Source organism: Evtepia sp. (assembly GCF_056797215.1).
The window spans coordinates 17,688-35,556 of record NZ_JBQILM010000002.1; the positions used below are offsets into that span (position 1 = coordinate 17,688).

General features: G+C 58.0%; 16 protein-coding genes. 14 read left to right on the plus strand and 2 right to left on the minus strand.

All coding sequences use genetic code 11. The annotated features are described in order from the left end of the window. Positions 1-253 precede the first annotated feature (253 nt). The 3 genes from ACTOZL_RS00700 to ACTOZL_RS00710 all read left to right on the plus strand — a co-directional run bounded on the left by ACTOZL_RS00700 (position 254) and on the right by ACTOZL_RS00710 (position 2,320). The gene (locus ACTOZL_RS00700; protein WP_482476117.1) at positions 254-523 is read left to right on the plus strand and encodes a DUF6514 family protein; all 270 of its coding nucleotides are present in this window, start codon (positions 254-256) and stop codon (positions 521-523) included. 74 nt (positions 524-597) lie between these two features. Next, the gene (locus tag ACTOZL_RS00705; protein ID WP_482476118.1) at positions 598-1,683 is read left to right on the plus strand and encodes a P-loop domain-containing protein; all 1,086 of its coding nucleotides are present in this window, start codon (positions 598-600) and stop codon (positions 1,681-1,683) included. A gap of 73 nt (positions 1,684-1,756) precedes the next feature. Then, entirely contained in the window at positions 1,757-2,320 is a 564-nt protein-coding gene (locus ACTOZL_RS00710) for a phosphatase PAP2 family protein (RefSeq protein ID WP_482476119.1), read from the plus strand. Positions 2,321-2,397: 77 nt separating this feature from the next. On the opposite strand, the gene proC is transcribed toward ACTOZL_RS00710, so the two are convergent. After that, positions 2,398-3,198 carry a pyrroline-5-carboxylate reductase gene (gene proC, locus ACTOZL_RS00715; protein WP_482476120.1) on the minus strand — a complete coding sequence of 267 codons (801 nt, stop codon included), beginning with the start codon at positions 3,196-3,198 and terminating at the stop codon, positions 2,398-2,400. Positions 3,199-3,449: 251 nt separating this feature from the next. On the opposite strand from proC, the gene ACTOZL_RS00720 reads away from it, so the two are divergent. From ACTOZL_RS00720 to ACTOZL_RS00770, 11 genes are all read left to right on the plus strand, one after another. Continuing rightward, a complete protein-coding gene (locus ACTOZL_RS00720; RefSeq protein ID WP_482476121.1) occupies positions 3,450-4,637 on the plus strand; it encodes a MalY/PatB family protein in 1,188 nt (395 codons plus the stop codon). Positions 4,638-4,677: 40 nt separating this feature from the next. After that, complete coding sequence (locus ACTOZL_RS00725) at positions 4,678-5,052, plus strand: RidA family protein (RefSeq protein WP_482476123.1); 375 nt, start codon at positions 4,678-4,680, stop codon at positions 5,050-5,052. A gap of 193 nt (positions 5,053-5,245) precedes the next feature. Further along, positions 5,246-6,451 (plus strand): ABC transporter substrate-binding protein, encoded by a 1,206-nt coding sequence (locus ACTOZL_RS00730; protein ID WP_482476124.1) that lies wholly within the window; start codon positions 5,246-5,248, stop codon positions 6,449-6,451. Between the two features lie 196 nt (positions 6,452-6,647). Then, positions 6,648-7,535: a branched-chain amino acid ABC transporter permease gene (locus ACTOZL_RS00735; protein WP_482476125.1), complete on the plus strand. Its 888-nt coding sequence runs from the start codon at positions 6,648-6,650 to the stop codon at positions 7,533-7,535. Positions 7,536-7,545: 10 nt separating this feature from the next. Next, positions 7,546-8,784, plus strand: coding sequence for a branched-chain amino acid ABC transporter permease (locus ACTOZL_RS00740; RefSeq protein WP_482476126.1), 1,239 nt, complete (start codon positions 7,546-7,548; stop codon positions 8,782-8,784). Further along, positions 8,781-9,635 carry an ABC transporter ATP-binding protein gene (locus ACTOZL_RS00745; protein ID WP_482476127.1) on the plus strand — a complete coding sequence of 285 codons (855 nt, stop codon included), beginning with the start codon at positions 8,781-8,783 and terminating at the stop codon, positions 9,633-9,635. The genes ACTOZL_RS00740 and ACTOZL_RS00745 overlap by 4 nt, the downstream gene beginning before the upstream one ends. Before the next feature lie 4 nt (positions 9,636-9,639). Next, the gene (locus ACTOZL_RS00750) at positions 9,640-10,338 is read left to right on the plus strand and encodes an ABC transporter ATP-binding protein (RefSeq protein ID WP_482476212.1); all 699 of its coding nucleotides are present in this window, start codon (positions 9,640-9,642) and stop codon (positions 10,336-10,338) included. A gap of 281 nt (positions 10,339-10,619) precedes the next feature. Beyond that, on the plus strand, positions 10,620-11,093 hold the full coding sequence (locus ACTOZL_RS00755) for a MarR family winged helix-turn-helix transcriptional regulator (RefSeq protein ID WP_482476128.1): 474 nt from the start codon (positions 10,620-10,622) through the stop codon (positions 11,091-11,093). 479 nt (positions 11,094-11,572) lie between these two features. Beyond that, the gene (locus tag ACTOZL_RS00760; protein WP_482476129.1) at positions 11,573-12,115 is read left to right on the plus strand and encodes an NADH-quinone oxidoreductase subunit NuoE family protein; all 543 of its coding nucleotides are present in this window, start codon (positions 11,573-11,575) and stop codon (positions 12,113-12,115) included. Beyond that, the gene (locus ACTOZL_RS00765) at positions 12,112-15,195 is read left to right on the plus strand and encodes an FAD-dependent oxidoreductase (RefSeq protein ID WP_482476131.1); all 3,084 of its coding nucleotides are present in this window, start codon (positions 12,112-12,114) and stop codon (positions 15,193-15,195) included. The genes ACTOZL_RS00760 and ACTOZL_RS00765 overlap by 4 nt, the downstream gene beginning before the upstream one ends. Positions 15,196-15,200: 5 nt before the next feature. Next, on the plus strand, positions 15,201-17,018 hold the full coding sequence (locus tag ACTOZL_RS00770) for an NADH-dependent [FeFe] hydrogenase, group A6 (protein WP_482476132.1): 1,818 nt from the start codon (positions 15,201-15,203) through the stop codon (positions 17,016-17,018). Positions 17,019-17,068: 50 nt separating this feature from the next. Here the strand turns inward: ACTOZL_RS00770 and ACTOZL_RS00775 are convergent, their stop codons facing one another. Further along, positions 17,069-17,836: a helix-turn-helix domain-containing protein gene (locus tag ACTOZL_RS00775; RefSeq protein WP_482476133.1), complete on the minus strand. Its 768-nt coding sequence runs from the start codon at positions 17,834-17,836 to the stop codon at positions 17,069-17,071. Between the last annotated feature and the right edge of the window lie 33 nt (positions 17,837-17,869).

The following is a 17,869-nucleotide window of genomic DNA, read 5'->3' on the forward strand; positions in this document are numbered from 1 at the left end:
TGGGAAAAATTTTTTCAGTATGGGGATAAAACATACATAAGGGCGGGAAATGGAGAGAAAATTTCGACAAAATGAGAGGGAGCTCCTTGGAATTGTGTTCTTTTTTGACGGAATTTTACGAATACTGTAGAAAAGGCTTGAAAACTGTCAAACAAAAATCCTTTTCAAATGGGCGGTTTGCAGTTAAAATAAAGCTACAAATTAGTTACAAATTGAATATAGACAACGACACAACAAATCGGAGGAAAGCCCTATGAGAGAATTTTCCATTGGTCAAGTAGAGCAAAGTACCTCTTCAGGAGGCCGGATGACCTGCCTCTACCAAATTTTGGTTCGCGATGTTCCCCCTCCGGTGTGCTGCGAGAGTTATGGGATTCGCATCACGGACAAGGATAGCGGGGAGAGTGAAGAGGTGCCGGACATTACCATTTTTCCAGAACGCATCCAAGTGCTGGCACAGATGCTCCTTCAGGGGGGCGTCACGCCCTGCACACTGCGCGACGTGGTTGAGGATTGGCTTTGAAGCTGAGCCGGTGACCGATGGCGGGGTTTCTACATACGATAAAAAAGAACCATCTTATGTTGGGAGGAGATCGTATGATAGAGTTGAGACACCGCCTCCAATTCTTCCTGGGTGCCAACAGTGCAGACGGTTTTTCGTCGCTGTATGACCGGTGGATTGACCAGGAAGCCGTGCAGGCATTCTATGTGATCAAGGGAGGTGCAGGCTGTGGCAAGTCCACTCTGATGGGACGGGTGGCAGAGACAATGGAATCAGAAGGATATTCTGTGGAGTACATCCGCTGTTCCGGGGACCCGGACTCCCTGGATGGCATCTTTGTTCCAGACAAGGGAGTGGCCATGGTGGATGGGACCTCACCCCATGTGATGGATCCTGCCTATCCTGGCGCCACCGGGCACTATATCGACCTGGGGCGGGGATATGATATCGGGGAACTCTTTCCCTTGCGGAATCAGGTGGTGGAGGCGGTGCGGGCTTACCAGGCCTGTTATCCCGCTGCCTACCGCTGCATTCGTGCTGCCCAGGAGAGCCGCCGGCGGGGCTGCCATTCCATGCACTCAGAGGAAACGCTGACCAAAACGGTGAAGCGCGGAGAAACTATATTGGCCCGGGAGCTCAAAAGCAGCCGTGGAAGAATGGGCCGCCGCCACTGCCGGTTTTTAAGCGGCGTCACCTGCCAGGGGAGGATGCTGCTCACGGATACGGTGGAGCTCCTCTGCGACCATGGCTACACGATCCAAGACGACTGCGGACTGGCCGGTATCTTCCTGGCCCATCTGGAAGCCCGCTTCTTGGAGAGCGGTTATGATGTGTATGCCTGCCCCTCGCCAGAGCAGCCCAGCCGCCTGGAACACCTGCTGGTCCCAGACCTTGCCCTAGGCTTTGTGACCGGGATGGAGAAAGCGGAGGGGTTCCGCACCATCCACACGGAAAGCTTGGTGGAGAAAACTCTGTGGCAAGAGGGAAAAAGCTTCCTGCGCCTGTCCAACCGGGTGGCGGAGGGGCTTTTGGCAGAGGGCATGGAACACTTGGCCCAGGCGAAGGAGCTCCATGACCGGCTGGAAGCCCTTTACCGGCCTTATGTGGACTTCTCCTGGGCAGAAGAGATGGCGGAACAGACCATAGAGGCGGTTCTGTCCCTGCCGGATATCTCCGGCTAAAACCACTTGCCCTCGCCTGCCGGCTGTGTTACAATACACAGGATACAAAAGCAGGAAAGGGGGCTGGCCTGTGATGGCGCTCTCCACCGCAGAGCTGGGCGTACTGGATTGGATTGCCCAGCATCTCCACACGGTAGCTTTGGATTATATCATGCCATGGCTCTCCCGGCTGACGGATCGGGGAGAGGTTTGGATCCTTTTGGGCATCCTGCTCCTGGCCTTTTATCGGAAGGATCGGGGCGTGGGGGTTCAGGTCCTGTTGGCATTGCTTCTCAGCTTGCTTCTTTGCAATCTGGTTTTGAAAAACGCTGTGGGGCGGATCCGCCCCTTCGAGTTGAAGGAGACGGTGGCACTGCTCATCCCTGCGCCCCTGGACCCGTCCTTCCCCTCGGGGCACAGCTCGGCCTCCTTCGCGGCGGCCACAGTGCTGTTGCTGAACCGATGGGAGGGGCGATGGGCGGCCCTGGTGCTGGCGGCGCTGATTGCGTTTTCTCGTTTATATCTCTATGTCCATTACCCAACGGACGTGGTGGGTGGTATCCTCGTGGGCGTTTTATGCGGGGTGCTGGCCAAGCGTCTCTGGTGGAAATTGGAAAACAGTCGTAGGCCCAAGGGCGGTTTGCCTGAGGGCATATAGGACGAAAGGCAACCGCGACAGGGATTCCCTCCCCCTGTTGCGGTTGCCTTTACCATTACCATTTTATAATGTCAGGTTCAGCCGCCCAGGGCAGCGTTCTTTTCGCAGGCGGCGATGACGGCATCCATCATAGCGGCCCGGACCCCCCGCTGTTCCAGTGTGCGCACCCCCTGGATGGTGCTGCCGCCGGGGCTGCACACCTCGTTTTTCAACTGGTCTGGATGCTTGCCGGTTTCCAGCACCATTTGGGCTGCCCCCAGAAGGGTCTGAGCGGCATAGCGGATGGCATCGGGGCGGGGGAGTCCGCAGGCTACGCCGCCGTCGGCCAGGGCGTCCATCACCAGATAGGCATAGGCCGGGCCACAACCGGACACGGCGGCCCCAACGTCCATGAGGGATTCCTCAATGGGGTAGACCTTGCCGGACTGGGAGAGGATGGAGAGGAAGCCCTCTACCATGGCCGGGGTGGCCTCTGGGCTGGCGGTGTAGAGGATCACCCCCTGGCCTACAGAGACCGGCGTGTTGGGCATAATGCGAATGACGGGATAGGCTTTCCCGGCCATGGCCTGAAGCTGGGGGATGGTGAGGCCCGCAGCCATGGAGACCAGAATGGGGGGCTCCGCCCGCTGGGCTAGGGTGGGGGCGATCCCTTCCAGTACAGTGGACATCAGGTGCGGCTTCACACCCAGGAAGAGATAACGGCTCTCCTTGGCCGCTTCCTGGCTGTCCCCAGCGGTGAAGCCCAACTGGGTGGCCAAGGCCTTGGCTTTCTCCTGGTCATGGTCGGAGAGGATGCCGTCCTGGACAGAACGGCTGGCGGCGCGGGCAATGGCACCGCCCATGTTGCCGGACCCGATGAGCCCGAAGGTATAGTTCATAGCTAAGCCCTCCTTCATTGGTAAAAGTGGTTGATTTGCTGTATTTATTCTATTGTAGCATAGGGCCTTGGTGGCAGGCAAGAGGAATCCGGGCGAGAAACGGCAGATTTCTCTCGTCAATATCGAGGAAAGGGGCGGGAAGCGCAGGGGGGCTTTTGTCTGCCTGTCCAAGGTTTTGCTTCCAGGAGGAATGCCCCTTGCCACCGGGGGGGCGGGTGGGGTAGAATGGGCGGAAAGGAGTGGACAAGGATATGGATGAGAAACTGCGGGAAGAGATCGGCTTGCCGGACCGCCGGGGCACCGACTGTGAGAAATGGGACGGCTTCACTGGTCTCTTTGACCGGGAGGACCTATTGCCGCTCTGGGTGGCGGATATGGATTTTAAGGTACCTGCCTGTGTCCGGGAGGCCCTGCATCGGGCGGTGGACCACGGGGCCTTTGGCTACTATGTGATCCCAGACGGCTACTATGAGAGCATCCTGGGCTGGGAACAGCGCCGCCATGGGACCCAGCTCCAACGGGAATGGATCCGCAACGCGCCCAGTGTGGTGACAGGGCTGTTCCACCTGATCCAGGCCCTGACAGAGCCTGGGGACGCGGTGCTCATCCAGACCCCCGTTTATATGCCCTTTTACCGCATCATCGGGGACACCGGGCGGCGGGGGGTGTATGCGCCCCTCCGGGAGGAAGCGGGGGTTTATACCATCGACCTGGCGGAGTTTGAACGGAAAATCGTAGCGGAGGATGTGAAAGCGTTTATCCTCTGTTCTCCCCACAACCCTGTAGGGCGGGTTTGGACCCAGGCAGAGTTGGAGGGGATGCTGGATTGCTGCCAGCGCCACGGCGTCCAGGTCTTTGCCGACGAAATCCACCACGACTTGATCCAGCCGGGGCACCGCCATATCTCCGCTGCCAGCCTCTGGAAGGGGGAGGGGAAGCCCATCACCCTATTTTCCGCCAGCAAGAGCTTCAACCTGGCGGGGATGAAGAATGCCATTCTGGTGCTTCCGGAGGCGGAGCAGCGCACCCGCTTTGACCGTTTTGAACAGGGCCTGGGGACAGGGGAGGGCAGTACCCTGGATTATATCGCCGTGGCCGCGGCCTTCCAAGGTGGGGACGCCTGGCTGGATGCTGTCCTAGCGGAGGTTTCTGCCAACTACCAACAGATCAAGAAAGCCCTGGCCCCCTATCCAGAGATCACGGTCTCCCCATTGGAGGGGACGTATCTCATGTGGATTGACCTGGGGAAACGGGTGGACCGGGGGCAGCTCCATGGCTTCATGGAGCAGGACTGCCGCATTGCCCCAGACTATGGCCACTGGTTTTACCCGGAAGGGGAGAAGGGGGACACCCATATCCGCCTGAACCTGGCCGCACCTCAAGAGACCATCCGGCGGGCGGCGGAGCAGCTTGCCGCTGGGCTGGAAGCCCTGCATTGACAATAGCCATCATTTTTTTAGAGAAAGGATACAGACCATCATGGAAATTTTGCACACCGACAAAGCACCGGAGGCCATTGGGCCCTATGCCCAGGCCGTGGCAGCAGGGGACTTCGTGTTCACCTCCGGCCAACTGGGCATCATCCCGGACACCGGGGCCTTGGCCCACAACACCGCCACCCAGACGGTGCAGGCCTTGGAGAACCTCACCGCTGTCCTGAAGGCGGCGGGCCTGGACTTACATCATGTGGTCAAGACCACCTGCTACTTGAAGACCATGGAGGACTTCTCCCTGTTCAACGAGATCTATGCCCAGTATTTTGGGGAGCACACCCCCGCCCGCTCCTGCTTTGCCGTGGCCCAGTTGCCGAAGGGGGCTTTGGTGGAGATCGAAGCTGTTGCAGTGAAGGGATAAAAACACCTGTAAAAGCCGCCAGAGTTTGGCGGCTTTTACGATAAACTGCATAGGAGCTTTAGAAAAAACCTTTCAAAAATTAGAAAAAGCGTTGCAAAATTGTTGAACTTATAGTAAACTATTAGGCATAGCTGAAGGAAAACAGATGTCCGTATCGTGCGGACAGCTTCGGCAGATTTAAGGAGGTTAAACCATGAAGAAGATTCTCGCACTTCTGCTGGCCGGCTGCATGGCGTTCGCCCTGTGTGCCTGCGGCAACACCGGCACTGACGCAGACGCGGACGCAGACGCCAATGCATCCGGCGACACCATCGTCATCGGCGTGTATGAGCCCATGTCCGGCGACAACGGCGCAGGCGGCAAGCAGGAAGTCCTTGGCATGCAGTATGCCAACTCCATCGAGCCCACCGTGGATATCGACGGCAAAACCTACAATGTCAAGCTTGAGGTTGTGGATAACGAGTCCTCCAACGACAAGGCCGTGTCCGCTGCCAACACCCTCATCGCAAAGAAGCCCTCCATCGTCCTGGGCTCTTATGGTTCCGGCGTCTCCATCGCCGCTTCCGACACCTTTGCCAACGCTGGCGTGCCCGCTGTTGGCGTGTCCTGCACCAACCCCCAGGTTACCCAGGGCAACGACCACTATTTCCGTATCTGCTTCATTGAGCCCTTCCAGGGTCCCGTCCTGGCCAACTTTGCCAAGGATGAGCTGAATGCCAAGAAGGTCTACTGCCTGGGCCAGCTGGGCAACGACTATGACCAGGGCCTGATCAACTACTTCAAGGAAGAGGCCGAGGGCAACCTGGGCATGGAGTGCATCGTGGACGCCTTCCCCGAAGGCAACTCCGACTTTAACTCCTACCTGACCAACGCCAAGAACCAGGGCGCTGACGTAATCTTTGCCCCCTGCTCCATCAGCTACGCACAGCTGATCATTGAGCAGGCTGCCGCACAGGGCATCACCCAGCCCATCCTGGCTGGCGATACTTGGGACAGCAACACTGTGGTTGCCATGGCCCAGGGCAAGAACATCAAGATCTATGTCTCCACCTTCTACGCTGAGGGCGGCGACGCTGAGTTCGAGGCTGGCTTCAAAGAGTGGCTCAACTCTGACGCCACCAACAAGAACAACAACGGCGGCAACGACATGATCGCTGCTGTGTCCGTCATGGGCTACGACGCCTATTTCACCGCGCTGGAAGCCTTGAAGGCTGCCAAGTCTACGGATCCTGCTGACGTAATGGCTGCTCTGCCCAACGTCAAGTACACCGGCATTTCCGGTGAGATCGTCTTCAACGAAGTGGGCGATGCGGACCGTCACATGGCTTATATCAAGGTGAACAACTCTGAGACCGGTGTTTGGGACCTGGCTAAGGTTCAGGAGGCCAACGCCGACTGATCGTTTGCGCCACATAAGCCATTGTATTGTCTTTCCATCGTGGCGGGGGTACCTTGTGCTCCCGCCACGATTGGTACCTAGACGTTCGACCTTTTTTGACCACGGCAGGGAATGCATCCATGCACTCCACGAGAGCATCCCGTGAAACGGATGGATGCTTTCCACTTCCGACTGATGAAAAGAGAAGGAGAAGCGTATGCCAGAATTTATTTCCAACAATTTGCCATACCTCCTGGCCGGCATTTCCGTCGGCGGGCAGTATGCGCTGATTGCCATTGGCTATACCATGGTCTATGGCATCCTCCGCCTGATCAACTTCGCCCACGGCGATGTGTTCATGGTGGCTGGTTTGGTCATGGTCTATGCCACGGCATCCCTGCCCATCTACGTCTCCATTGTCCTAGTGGTGGTGGTGACGGTGCTGCTGGGCGTCATCATTGAAAAAGTAGCCTACAAACCGTTGCGTTCTGCGCCCCGTATGTCGGTCATGATCTCTGCTATCGGTGTGTCCTACCTGCTGCAGAACTGCGCCCTGTATTTCACCGGCGGCCTGCCCCAGATCTATCCAGAGATCCCCATCCTGACGAAGCAAGTGGCAGTGGGTGCCGGTTCTACCAAGATGGTCACCCTGGTCACCCCCATCCTCACCATCGTGCTGGTGGTGGCCCTGGTCCTGCTGATCCGCTATACCAAGGTGGGTATGGCCATGCGGGCGGTGTCCCGGGACTTCGAGACCAGTGAGCTCATGGGTATCAAGATCAACAACGTCATCAGCCTTACCTTCGTCATCGGCTGCTTCTTGGCCGCTGTGGGCTCCCTGCTCTACTTTTCCAACTACGCCTCTGTGATCCCCACCTCCGGCGCCATGCCGGGGCTGAAGGCTTTCGTTGCGGCGGTGTTCGGCGGCATCGGCTCCGTACCCGGTGCGGTGATCGGTGCGTTCATTATCGGTATCTGTGAGAACATCATCAAAGGTATGGGGTGGACGGCTTTCTCCGATGCTTTCACCTTCGTTCTCCTGATCGTGATCCTTCTGGCCAAGCCCACGGGCATCTTTGGCGAGAAGGCCACGGACAAGGTGTGAGGTGAACAGTATGGGAAAGAAATTACAAGCGGCGGTCCCAGCCGAAAAGAAAATTGGGAATCTCATTGCCGTTGTCCTCATCGCGGCCCTGTATGTGCTGCTTTACCTGCTGGACAATGTGCTCCCTGTGAACTCCACCACCACCATGCTGATCCCCGTTCTGCAAAAGGGGGCCATCTATGCCTTGGTGTGTGTGTCCATGAACCTGCTCAACGGGTTCACGGGGCTGTTTTCTCTGGGTCAGGCGGGCTTTATGCTCATCGGCGCCTACGCCTACGCTATTTTTGCCATCCCCGCGGAACAGCACGAGGCGGTGTACCAGTACTTTGACGGCGGCGCCATCCAGTTTTCCATTCCCCAGGTGTTGGGGAATGTGCTGGGAGAGAGCGGCGGCGCATTCCTAGGGGCCATCATCTGCCTGATCATCGGCGGTGTGGTGGCGGCCCTGTTTGCCGCCCTCATCGGGATCCCTGTCCTGCGTCTGAAGAGCGACTACCTGGCCATTGCCACTTTGGGCTTTGCGGAGATTATCCGGGCCCTGTTCATGTGGAACGGCCTGGGCAGCATCACCAATGGCTCCAACCTGCTGCGGAAATACACTAGCTTTGCAAACATGCGCGTGAAGTTCGGCAGCACTGTAATCAAGTTTGATACCATCTTCCCCTTCCTCATTGCCATGTTGGGGATTCTGGTGATTGTCCTGCTGGTGAACTCCTCCTATGGCCGGGCGTTTAAGTCCATTCGGGACGATGAGGTGGCGGCAGAGGCTATGGGTATCAACCTCTTCAAGCACAAAATGCTGTCCTTCGTGATTTCCAGCTTCTTTGCCGGTGTGGGCGGTGCCCTGCTGGCGATGTTCCAAACCACCGTTCAGGCCAACTTCTTCCGTTCTACCATGACCTATGAGATTTTGCTCATTGTGGTTATTGGCGGCATCGGCTCCATCTCCGGCAGCTGTATTGCGGCGTTCCTGTATATTGCTTGCTCGGAGTGGTGGCTACGCTTTTTGGACAGTGGGGCCCTCCCCATCCCCTTCGTAGGTGGCGAGATCCCCGTGGCGTTCTTCCGGGACGGGTTCCGGAAGGTGGTCCTCTCTGTGGTCATCATGGTGATTGTCCTCTTCTTCTCCCGAGGGATTATGGGAGACAAGGAGCTGTCCTTCTCCGGGATGATCCGTAAGATACGGAGCAAAAAGGAAGCAAAAGCTGCCGCAAAGGCAACAACAACAGGGGAGGAGGATGCCCAATGAGTGAACGGCAAAATGTCCTGCATGTGGAGAATGCCACCATGCAGTTTGGCGGCGTCGTTGCTGTCAACAACCTCTCCCTGGAAGTCAATGAAGGGGAGATTGTGGCCCTCATCGGCCCCAACGGGGCAGGCAAGACCACAGCCTTTAACGTCATTACCGGGGTGTATCAGCCCACCAATGGCCGGGTATCCTTTATGGGGAAGCCCATGGTCTGCAACCATCCCCGGGGGAAGATGGCGAAATCCTATAAGGGGGAGAATGGGGAACTGTATCTCCACCAGCACACCCTGGCCCCCACACCCGACCACATCACCAAGCTGGGCATCGCCCGGACGTTCCAGAATATCCGCCTGTGGAAGAGTATGACGGTCTACGACAACGTCATTACCGCCAAGCATATGCGGGCCAAGCAAAATGTCTTTTCCGCCACCTTCCGGGCCAACCGGAAGGAGGAGCTGCGGATGCGGGAGGAGACGGAGGCCCTCCTCCGGGAACAGGACCTGTGGCAGTATCGGAACGACCTGGCGACCAGCCTGCCCTACGGCCTCCAACGCCGCTTGGAGATTGCCCGGGCCCTGGGGACATCCCCCAAGCTCCTGCTGCTGGACGAGCCTGCCGCCGGTATGAACCCCCAGGAGACCTTGGAGCTGGCGGAGTTTATCCATCAGGTTAGGGAGAAGTACAAGCTGACCATTTTCCTGATCGAGCACCACATGGACCTGGTCATGAACATTTCCGACCGTATTTACGTCCTGGACTTCGGCAGCCTGATTGCCCAGGGCTTGCCCAGCGAAATCCAGTCCAACCAGCACGTGATTGACGCCTATCTGGGGGTGGTAGAAGATGAGTGAACCGATTCTCAGCATTCAGAACCTACAAGTAAATTACGGCGGCATTGAGGCCGTCAAGGGCATCTCCTTCGATGTGCCGGAAGGGGAGATCGTCACGCTGATCGGTGCCAACGGCGCAGGCAAGAGTTCTACCCTCCGGGCTATTTCTGGCCTGGTAAAACCCAGGAGCGGGAAGATCCTTTTCAAGGGGGAGGAAATCACTGGCAAGAACCCTACAGAAATCGTCTCCCGGGGCATCACCCTGGTGCCGGAGGGCCGCCGGATTTTCCCAGATCTGACGGTGAAGGAAAATCTTCGCGTGGGAGCTTACCTGCGGAAGGATGATCTGAGGGAGGATTTGGAGTGGGTCTATAACCTCTTCCCCCGCCTCCGGGAACGGGAATGGCAGGAGGGCGGTACCCTCTCCGGCGGTGAACAGCAGATGCTGGCCGTAGGCCGGGCCCTTATGAGCCGCCCCAAGGTGATGATGATGGACGAGCCCTCCCTGGGCTTGGCCCCTCTGATTGTGCGGGAGATTTTCCGCATCATTGAGGAGGTCAACAAGAAGGGGGTCACCATCCTGCTCATTGAGCAGAACGCCAACATGGCCTTGAAAACAGCCCACATGGGGTATGTTATGGAGACGGGCCGTATTACCCTCTCTGGCCCCGGCAAGGAGCTGTTGGTGAATGAATCCGTGAAAGCAGCTTATTTGGGCACCTAAACAAAATATGAATGAAAAGTGGTTTCCCCACCAGATGTTTCCTGGCAGGGGGAACCACTTTTTTTGCTGTATACGCGAAAGGAAGCTTGAGTTGCTGCAAATATGAAGGATTTGATTCAAATCGAAGGAGTTTCTTGATAAAAAGGCAGGATTTCTTGAAATAATGAAATTGAATATTTTGCATCTTGCAAAACTGGCTTGTCTATGGTATGATTCTAACATAGAAAACAAGTGGCCCTGCTCTGTTGGGGCTTTGTTCATTCCATGAGGAGGTGGTTCCTATGTATTCCAGTGGTTCTTGGCTGAGTGCGGAGGATGGTTCGATTACGCTGGTCAATGCCTGTTTCACCCTAACCGAGCAATATCGCATGGTGCTCTCGGCCATTGGGCAGGAACAGCAGCTCTCAGAGAATGAGATGCTGGTTTTGGTCCACTTGGCCATGCATCCAGACGCCCGAACTCAGAAGCAGTTACAGGGGACTAAGCTGCACCTGTCGATTTCGTCCATCTGCCGGATGGTGGAATCCCTGCGCAGGAAGGGCTTCCTCACCACAGAGCTGGACATGAATGACCGGCGCTCCTGGATTATCCATCTGGAGGACCGGGGGAAAGCTTTGGCGGAACGGGTGCAAATCGCGCTCCACGCCCGCTTGCAGCATCTCTTCGGCACAGTGCCCGGCTTTGACCTGGAGGCCTTTGCCTCCACCCTTTCCCGGGCTGCAGATGCAATCAGTGCCCAGCCCTTTGCCTGCTGAACGGGGAGAGGGGTGGGGGAAACCGGGGTTACGACCCAATTTATTTTCTATTTTCGATTTCATATATTCCTTTCCTTGCCCAAACCGGGAGTTTCCAATTTGCAAGTTGGTGGCTCCCGGTTTGCATCGGCTCCCCCAAAAAGAAAGTATTTCGTGGAATAGTTTCCGATTTCTACTGAATATATAGTAATCCAATGATTTTCTTTTCCGAGAAAATGGCATTCTGGTCATATTTATAATTGACAAAGACATAAAGGGAACCTATAATAGAATACAGTACGATGGGGCCATTTACAAATTTGAATAGAGTCCGCCGTCTTTGCCCATGAGTTTGGCGGAGGCCCCATGCTTTTATGGGTGACGGAGGCGTTGCGCTTTCCGTGAATTGACCGACGCGATTGTGTTTTGAGCCGCAGTAGGCTCTGAAGACTACTTCTGCAGGCGTACATCCATTGCCTGTGGGAAAAAGGAGGAAAACTATGAACGAAAGACCAGATGCCGTCTGCCGTACTTGCGGTGCAGACGAAAAGGCTCTGTACGACGCCGTGGCCAATGTCATCGAGCAGTACAGGGAAAAGGAAGGGTCTCTGATCATGGTGCTCCACGCAGCCCAGGAGATCTTTGGCTATCTCCCCATGGAGCTGCAGGAGTTCATCGCAGACGGTATGGATCTGCCCCTGTCTGAGGTCAGCGGAGTTGTGAGCTTCTACTCATTCTTCTCCACCCAGAAGCGGGGCAAGCATACCATCCGGATGTGCCAGGGGACTGCTTGTTACGTCCGCGGCGGCAAGAAGGTGGTGGATGCCATCCGGCGGGAGCTGGACGTGGATGTGGGCGGCACCACAGAAGATGGCCAGTTTACCTTTGAGATCGCCCGCTGTATTGGCGCTTGCGGCCTGGCCCCCGCCATGATGGTGGACGACGATGTCTACAAGCAGGTGACGCCTGCCAAGCTCAGGGGCATCCTGTCCCTGTATGCCGAGCCGGTTGAGGAAGCATTGGAAGGAGGTGCTGGAGCATGATTAGAAGTATCGCTGACCTGGAAACCATGAAAAAGGAATACGAGGAAAAAATGGGCCAGTACAGCCACCTGTGCATGATCTGCTATGGTACAGGCTGCATGTCCTCCGGCTGTAAGGATGTCCGCGACGCTATGGTGGAGGAACTGGAAAAGGCTGGCTTGACCGACCAGGTGGCCGTGATCGAGCGCGGCTGCATGGGTACCTGTGCCGTGGGTCCTGTGGTGTACATCCTGCCGGATGAGACCTATTATACTGAAATGACCCCTGAACGGGTGAAGGACGTGGTGCAGAAGCACTTCATCGGCGGCGAACCGGTGCTGGATTACACCTTCTATGACAGCATCCAGCGCAAGCGGGTGTCCAACATCCATGAGGTGGCCTTCTTCCGAGATCAAGTCCGGATTGCCCTGCGCAACTGCGGCCTCATCGACGTCAACTGCATCAACAGCTACGTGGCCAAGGACGGCTATCTGGCCTTGGCCCGGATTCTGGAAAAGGGCGACCGGGCCCAGGTGGTCAACGAAATGAAGCGCTCCTGCCTGCGTGGCCGCGGCGGCGCTGGCTTCCCCACCGGCGTGAAGTGGGAGGCAGCTGCCCGTGAGGCTGGCGAGGAGAAGTACATCATTTGTAACGCCGACGAGGGCGACCCCGGCGCATTTATGGACCGCTCCGTCTTTGAGGGCGATCCCCACAGCGTCATTGAGGGTATGCTCATTGGCGGTTACGCCATCGGCGCCCAGCATGGCGTTGTGTACATCCGTGCAGAGTATCCCATTGCCGTGGAGCGTTTGAAAGCAGCCCTGGAAATGGCCCGGGAAGAGGGCCTGCTGGGCGAGGATATCATGGGCTCCGGCTTTAACTTTGACATTGAAATCCGCATCGGCGCAGGCGCCTTCGTCTGCGGCGAGGAGACGGCCTTGATGGCCTCCGTGGAAGGCCAGCGCGGGGAGCCCCGGCAGAAGCCGCCCTTCCCCTTCCAGAGCGGCCTCTTTGGCAAGCCCACCATCATCAACAACGTGGAGACCTTGGCCACCGTTCCCGCCATCATGCTCAATGGGGCCGACTGGTTCCGCCAGTTCGGCACAGAGAAGAGCCCCGGCACCAAGGTGTTCGCCCTCTCCGGCAACATCGTCAACACCGGCCTGGTGGAGGTGCCCATGGGCACGCCTCTGTCCGAGGTAATTTATTCCATCGGCGGCGGCATCCCCAACGGGAAAAAGTTCAAATCCGCCCAGACCGGCGGCCCTTCCGGCGGCTGTATCACCGCGGAAAATATCAACACGCCCCTGGATTATGAATCCCTGGCAGCCCTGGGCTCCATTGTGGGTTCCGGCGGCTTGATCGTCATGGACGAGGACACCTGCATGGTGGATACCGCCCGCTTCTACCTGGACTTCATCCAGGAGGAATCCTGCGGCAAATGTACTGCCTGCCGGGTGGGCACCAAGCGGATGCTGGAAATCCTCAACCGCATCGTAGCTGGGGAAGGCCAGCCCAGAGACATTGAGACCTTGGAGCACCTGGGCAAGATCATCCAGGACACCGCTATGTGCGGCCTGGGCCAGACGGCCCCCAACCCCGTGCTCTCCACCCTGAAGTACTTCCGCGCAGAGTACGTGGAGCACATCGTGGAGAAGTACTGCGTGGCCGGTGTCTGTAGCGACTTGGTGTCCAGCCCCTGCGAGAACACCTGTCCCGCCGGCATCAATATCCCCGGTTACATGAGCTTGATTGCCACCGGCGATTACATGGGTGCTGCCCGGGTTATGCTGCGGGATAACCCCTTCTCTGGCATTTGCGGCCGTGTCTGCACCCACCCCTGCGAGGAGCGCTGCCGCCGCGGCACCGTGGACGAGGCCATGAACATCTGTGAGCTGAAGCGTTTCGCCACTGACTGGGCTTACGCCCACGGCTTCCCCTCCGACGAGGACCTAAAGCCTGTGGCCAAGCTGGACAAGAAGGTGGCCATCGTGGGTTCCGGCCCTGCCGGCCTGACCTGCGCCTATTACCTGGCCCGTCTGGGCTATCAGGTGGACGTGTACGAGGCCGAGGACCGCTTGGGCGGTATCATGACCATCGGTATCCCCGACTACCGTCTGCCCCTGGATATCATTGAGCGGGAGATCAGCAACATCCAGCGCACTGGTGTGAATATGATTATGAACACCAAGATCGGCGTGGACCTCTCCTTCAAGTCCCTGCAGAAGAATTACGACGCCATCTTTATTGCCATCGGTGCCCAAAAGACCTTGAGCTTGGGCATCCCCGGAGAGCGCTTGAACGGCATCGTCAATGGCCTGGACTTCCTGAAGCGGGTCATCATGAAGCGGGACCTGGACTTCACCGGCAAGAAGGTGGCCGTCATCGGCGGCGGCAACACCGCCATCGACTCTGCCCGTACCGCTGTGCGTCTGGGCGCCAAGGAAGTGGTTATCCTCTACCGCCGTGCCGAGGAGGATATGCCCGCAGATAAGGTGGAGATCGCCGACGCTATCGAAGAAGGTGTCACCATCCGTACCCTGGCCAACCCCATCGAGTTCATCGGGACCAATGGCCAGCTCACGAGCATCTGCATCATGAAGCAGAAGCTGGGCCAGTTCGACAGCTCCGGGCGCCGGAAGGCATCCCCCAGTGGTGAGAGCTATGTGGAGGAGTTCGACATTGCCATCCCCGCCATTTCCCAGACCCCGGATACCAAGTTCATTCGCGGCACCGTCAACCTGGACGGCGACCGTATCATCGCAGACCAGTACAGCCAGGCTACATCTGTCCCCGGCGTGTTCGTGGGCGGCGACGCCCACCGCGGACCCAAGGATATCGTCCATGCTGTGTATGAGGCCAAAGTGGCGGCTGCCGGTATCGACAAGTACCTGGGCGGCACCGGCGAACTGGCCAAGGGCTTCGAGCAGGAGATCACCGATTACCACATCGAGGGCGACATCATCCCCCATGACCGCTTCCTCACCCGCCGTATGGATGCGGAGCAGGCCAAAGCGAACTTCTGGGAACGGAACCTTGGCATGCACGAGCTGGATGCCCGTGCTGAGGCCAGCCGTTGCCTGCGCTGTGACAGGAGGTAAGAACTATGGCAGATATCAAACTAACGATCAACGGGAAGGAATGTGTTGCGCCGGCAGGCAGCACCATTTTGCAGGCCGCAGAGCGCAACGGCATCCACATCCCGAAGCTGTGCTACCTGGAAGGGGTCCACAAGTACGGCGCCTGCCGCATCTGTGTGGTGGAGCAGTTGAGCCCCCCGGCAAAGAACCTGCAAGCCTCCTGCATGGTTGAGGCCAGAGACGGTATGGTCATCGAGACCAACAGCAAGCGTGCCCAGGAGGGCCGCCGGGCGATGTACGAGCTGCTCCTCTCCAACCATGATAAGAAGTGCCTCACCTGCGTGCGGAACCAGGACTGCGAGTTCCAGGCCCTGGGCCGGGAGCTGGGCGTGGAGGACTCCCCCTACGAGGGGGAGCGGGTGCTGCGTCCCATCGATATCAGCGAGTCCATCACCAGAGACCCCAACAAGTGCATCCTGTGCCGCCGCTGCGTGAGCGCGTGTAAGAACATCCAGACCACCGCTATCTTGACGGCGGAGAACCGCGGCTTCCAGACTGTGATTACCCCGGCCTTCGGCCTGCCTCTGGGCAACACCTCCTGCGCTTTCTGCGGCCAGTGCGTGGTGGTATGTCCTGTGGGCGCCCTGAAGGAGACCAGCCACAGGGACAGAGTCCTGGAAGCCCTCCGGGACCCCAACAAGCATGTTATTGTCCAACCCGCTCCCGCCGTCCGCGTGGGTATTGGCGAGTGCTTCGGCCTCCCCGCCGGTACCTGTGAGACCGGCAAGCTGGCCGCTGCCCTGCGCAGCCTGGGCTTTGACGATGTGTTCGACACCAACTGGGGTGCCGACCTGACCATCATGGAGGAGGGGACAGAGTTCCTTTCCCGTCTCCAATCTGTGGTCAGCGGCGGCAGTGCGGTGCTGCCCATGATGACCTCCTGCTCTCCTGGCTGGGTTCAGTTTATTGAGCACTATTTCCCCGATGAGCTGGATCACCTTTCCACCTGCAAGTCCCCCCATGAGATGTTCGGTGCGGTGGCCAAGAGCTACTATGCCAAGAAGATCGGGAAAAAGCCGGAGGATATCTATGTGGTCTCCATCATGCCCTGCACCGCCAAAAAGACGGAATGTGCCCGTCCAGAGATGTGTAACGACGGTGTGCCCAACGTTGACGCGGTGCTCACCACCCGTGAGCTGGCAGACCTGATCAAGATCATGGGCATTGACTTCCTCTCCCTGCCTGACGAGGAGTTCGACGCACCCCTGGGCCTCTCCAGCGGCGCGGCAGATATCTTCGGCGTGACCGGTGGCGTGATGGAAGCCGCTCTGCGTACCGTGTATGAGATCATCACCGGTCGTGAGCTGCCCTTCCCCAACCTCCACGTTTCCCCCATTGTGGGCTTGGAGCAGGTCCGCGAGGCTACCATTGTCCTGGAGGACGTGAAGCCGGAGTGGAAGGCGGCAGAGGGCATGGAGGTCAAGATCGCTGTCACCAGCGGCTTCGCCGGAGCCCGGAAGCTGATGAACCAGGTGGCCGACGGCACCTCCCCCTATCACTTCATCGAGGTTATGGGCTGCCCCGGCGGCTGCATCACCGGGGGCGGCCAGCCCCGGCCCAGAGAGAACATCGACATCGTCCGTCAGAAGCGGTCCGATGCGATCTATGGCGAGGACGAGCGTAAGAAGCTGCGTAAGTCCCATGAGAACCCCTCTCTGATGGAATTCTATGAGGAGTGGGGCGCTCCCGGTGGCCATGCCTCCCATGAGTATCTCCATACCACCTATGTCAAGCGCGGCAAGTATAACGAGCTTACCGATCAGAATTACGTGGTCAATAAGTAAATATAACAGGCCCCGGCGGAGGAACTTCCTCTGCCGGGGCCTTGTGTATGTTAGAGAAAGAGTTGGAACAGCGCCTTGGCCCAGGAGAGGGCGGCGGGGACGTTGGCATCCAGCAGGGCCGTGACCGTGGCATGGTCTGTGCTGCTCAGATGTCCAAGACTCTGGTATAGGCTGCCAGCGGCCTGGCTCTTGCCGATGGCCACCATGCCGTAGGCATAGTCCCCGGTGGCGGCGTACTTTCCCAGAGCAACGGCCCCAGCGCAGAGCCCGCCGGCGGCCACAGAGCCCAAGGCAAAGAAGCCCAGGCTGAGGGCCCCCACTGCCAGGATGCCGATAGAAAAACAACCCACAGACAAAAGGCCTAGGGAGAGCAAGCCAAAGGACAAAATACCCAGGGAGAGCATGCCAAAGGAGAGCAGGCCTGCGGCACACATCCCGATGGCAATGACCCCACGGGCCCGCATCCCAATGGCTACCACAGCGGTGACGTTTTGCCCGATGGCCCAGAGGGGCAGGCCCCACAGGGTGTTCTTGCTTTTCATCTCCTTCCATTCCCTGGTCCTGATGATCGGGGCAGGGGAGGGGGCGTAGAGAGCTGTCCCAGGACTGTCCCCTTGGGGTTCCCCGTCCTTGAGTAGGTAGTCCAGGGAGCAGTGGAACAGTTCGCTGAGGCGGATTAGCTTGTCTGTTTCTGGATAAGTCACATCGCTCTCCCACTTGCTGATGGACTGCCGGGAGACACCGAGTATATCTGCAAGCTGCTCCTGGGTATAGTTGTTTTCTTTCCGTGCTTTGGATAGCTTTTCACCAAATGTCATGACCAGACCTCCATTCTGAACCCTTGGTTCCCA

Coding starts and splice junctions, on each gene's coding strand:
- ACTOZL_RS00700 (WP_482476117.1), top strand. CDS start 254: ATGAGAGAATTTTCCATTGGTCAAGTAGAGCAAAGTACCTCTTCAGGA.
- ACTOZL_RS00705 (WP_482476118.1), top strand. CDS start 598: ATGATAGAGTTGAGACACCGCCTCCAATTCTTCCTGGGTGCCAACAGT.
- ACTOZL_RS00710 (WP_482476119.1), top strand. CDS start 1,757: ATGGCGCTCTCCACCGCAGAGCTGGGCGTACTGGATTGGATTGCCCAG.
- proC (WP_482476120.1), bottom strand. CDS start 3,198: ATGAACTATACCTTCGGGCTCATCGGGTCCGGCAACATGGGCGGTGCC.
- ACTOZL_RS00720 (WP_482476121.1), top strand. CDS start 3,450: ATGGATGAGAAACTGCGGGAAGAGATCGGCTTGCCGGACCGCCGGGGC.
- ACTOZL_RS00725 (WP_482476123.1), top strand. CDS start 4,678: ATGGAAATTTTGCACACCGACAAAGCACCGGAGGCCATTGGGCCCTAT.
- ACTOZL_RS00730 (WP_482476124.1), top strand. CDS start 5,246: ATGAAGAAGATTCTCGCACTTCTGCTGGCCGGCTGCATGGCGTTCGCC.
- ACTOZL_RS00735 (WP_482476125.1), top strand. CDS start 6,648: ATGCCAGAATTTATTTCCAACAATTTGCCATACCTCCTGGCCGGCATT.
- ACTOZL_RS00740 (WP_482476126.1), top strand. CDS start 7,546: ATGGGAAAGAAATTACAAGCGGCGGTCCCAGCCGAAAAGAAAATTGGG.
- ACTOZL_RS00745 (WP_482476127.1), top strand. CDS start 8,781: ATGAGTGAACGGCAAAATGTCCTGCATGTGGAGAATGCCACCATGCAG.
- ACTOZL_RS00755 (WP_482476128.1), top strand. CDS start 10,620: ATGTATTCCAGTGGTTCTTGGCTGAGTGCGGAGGATGGTTCGATTACG.
- ACTOZL_RS00760 (WP_482476129.1), top strand. CDS start 11,573: ATGAACGAAAGACCAGATGCCGTCTGCCGTACTTGCGGTGCAGACGAA.
- ACTOZL_RS00765 (WP_482476131.1), top strand. CDS start 12,112: ATGATTAGAAGTATCGCTGACCTGGAAACCATGAAAAAGGAATACGAG.
- ACTOZL_RS00770 (WP_482476132.1), top strand. CDS start 15,201: ATGGCAGATATCAAACTAACGATCAACGGGAAGGAATGTGTTGCGCCG.
- ACTOZL_RS00775 (WP_482476133.1), bottom strand. CDS start 17,836: ATGACATTTGGTGAAAAGCTATCCAAAGCACGGAAAGAAAACAACTAT.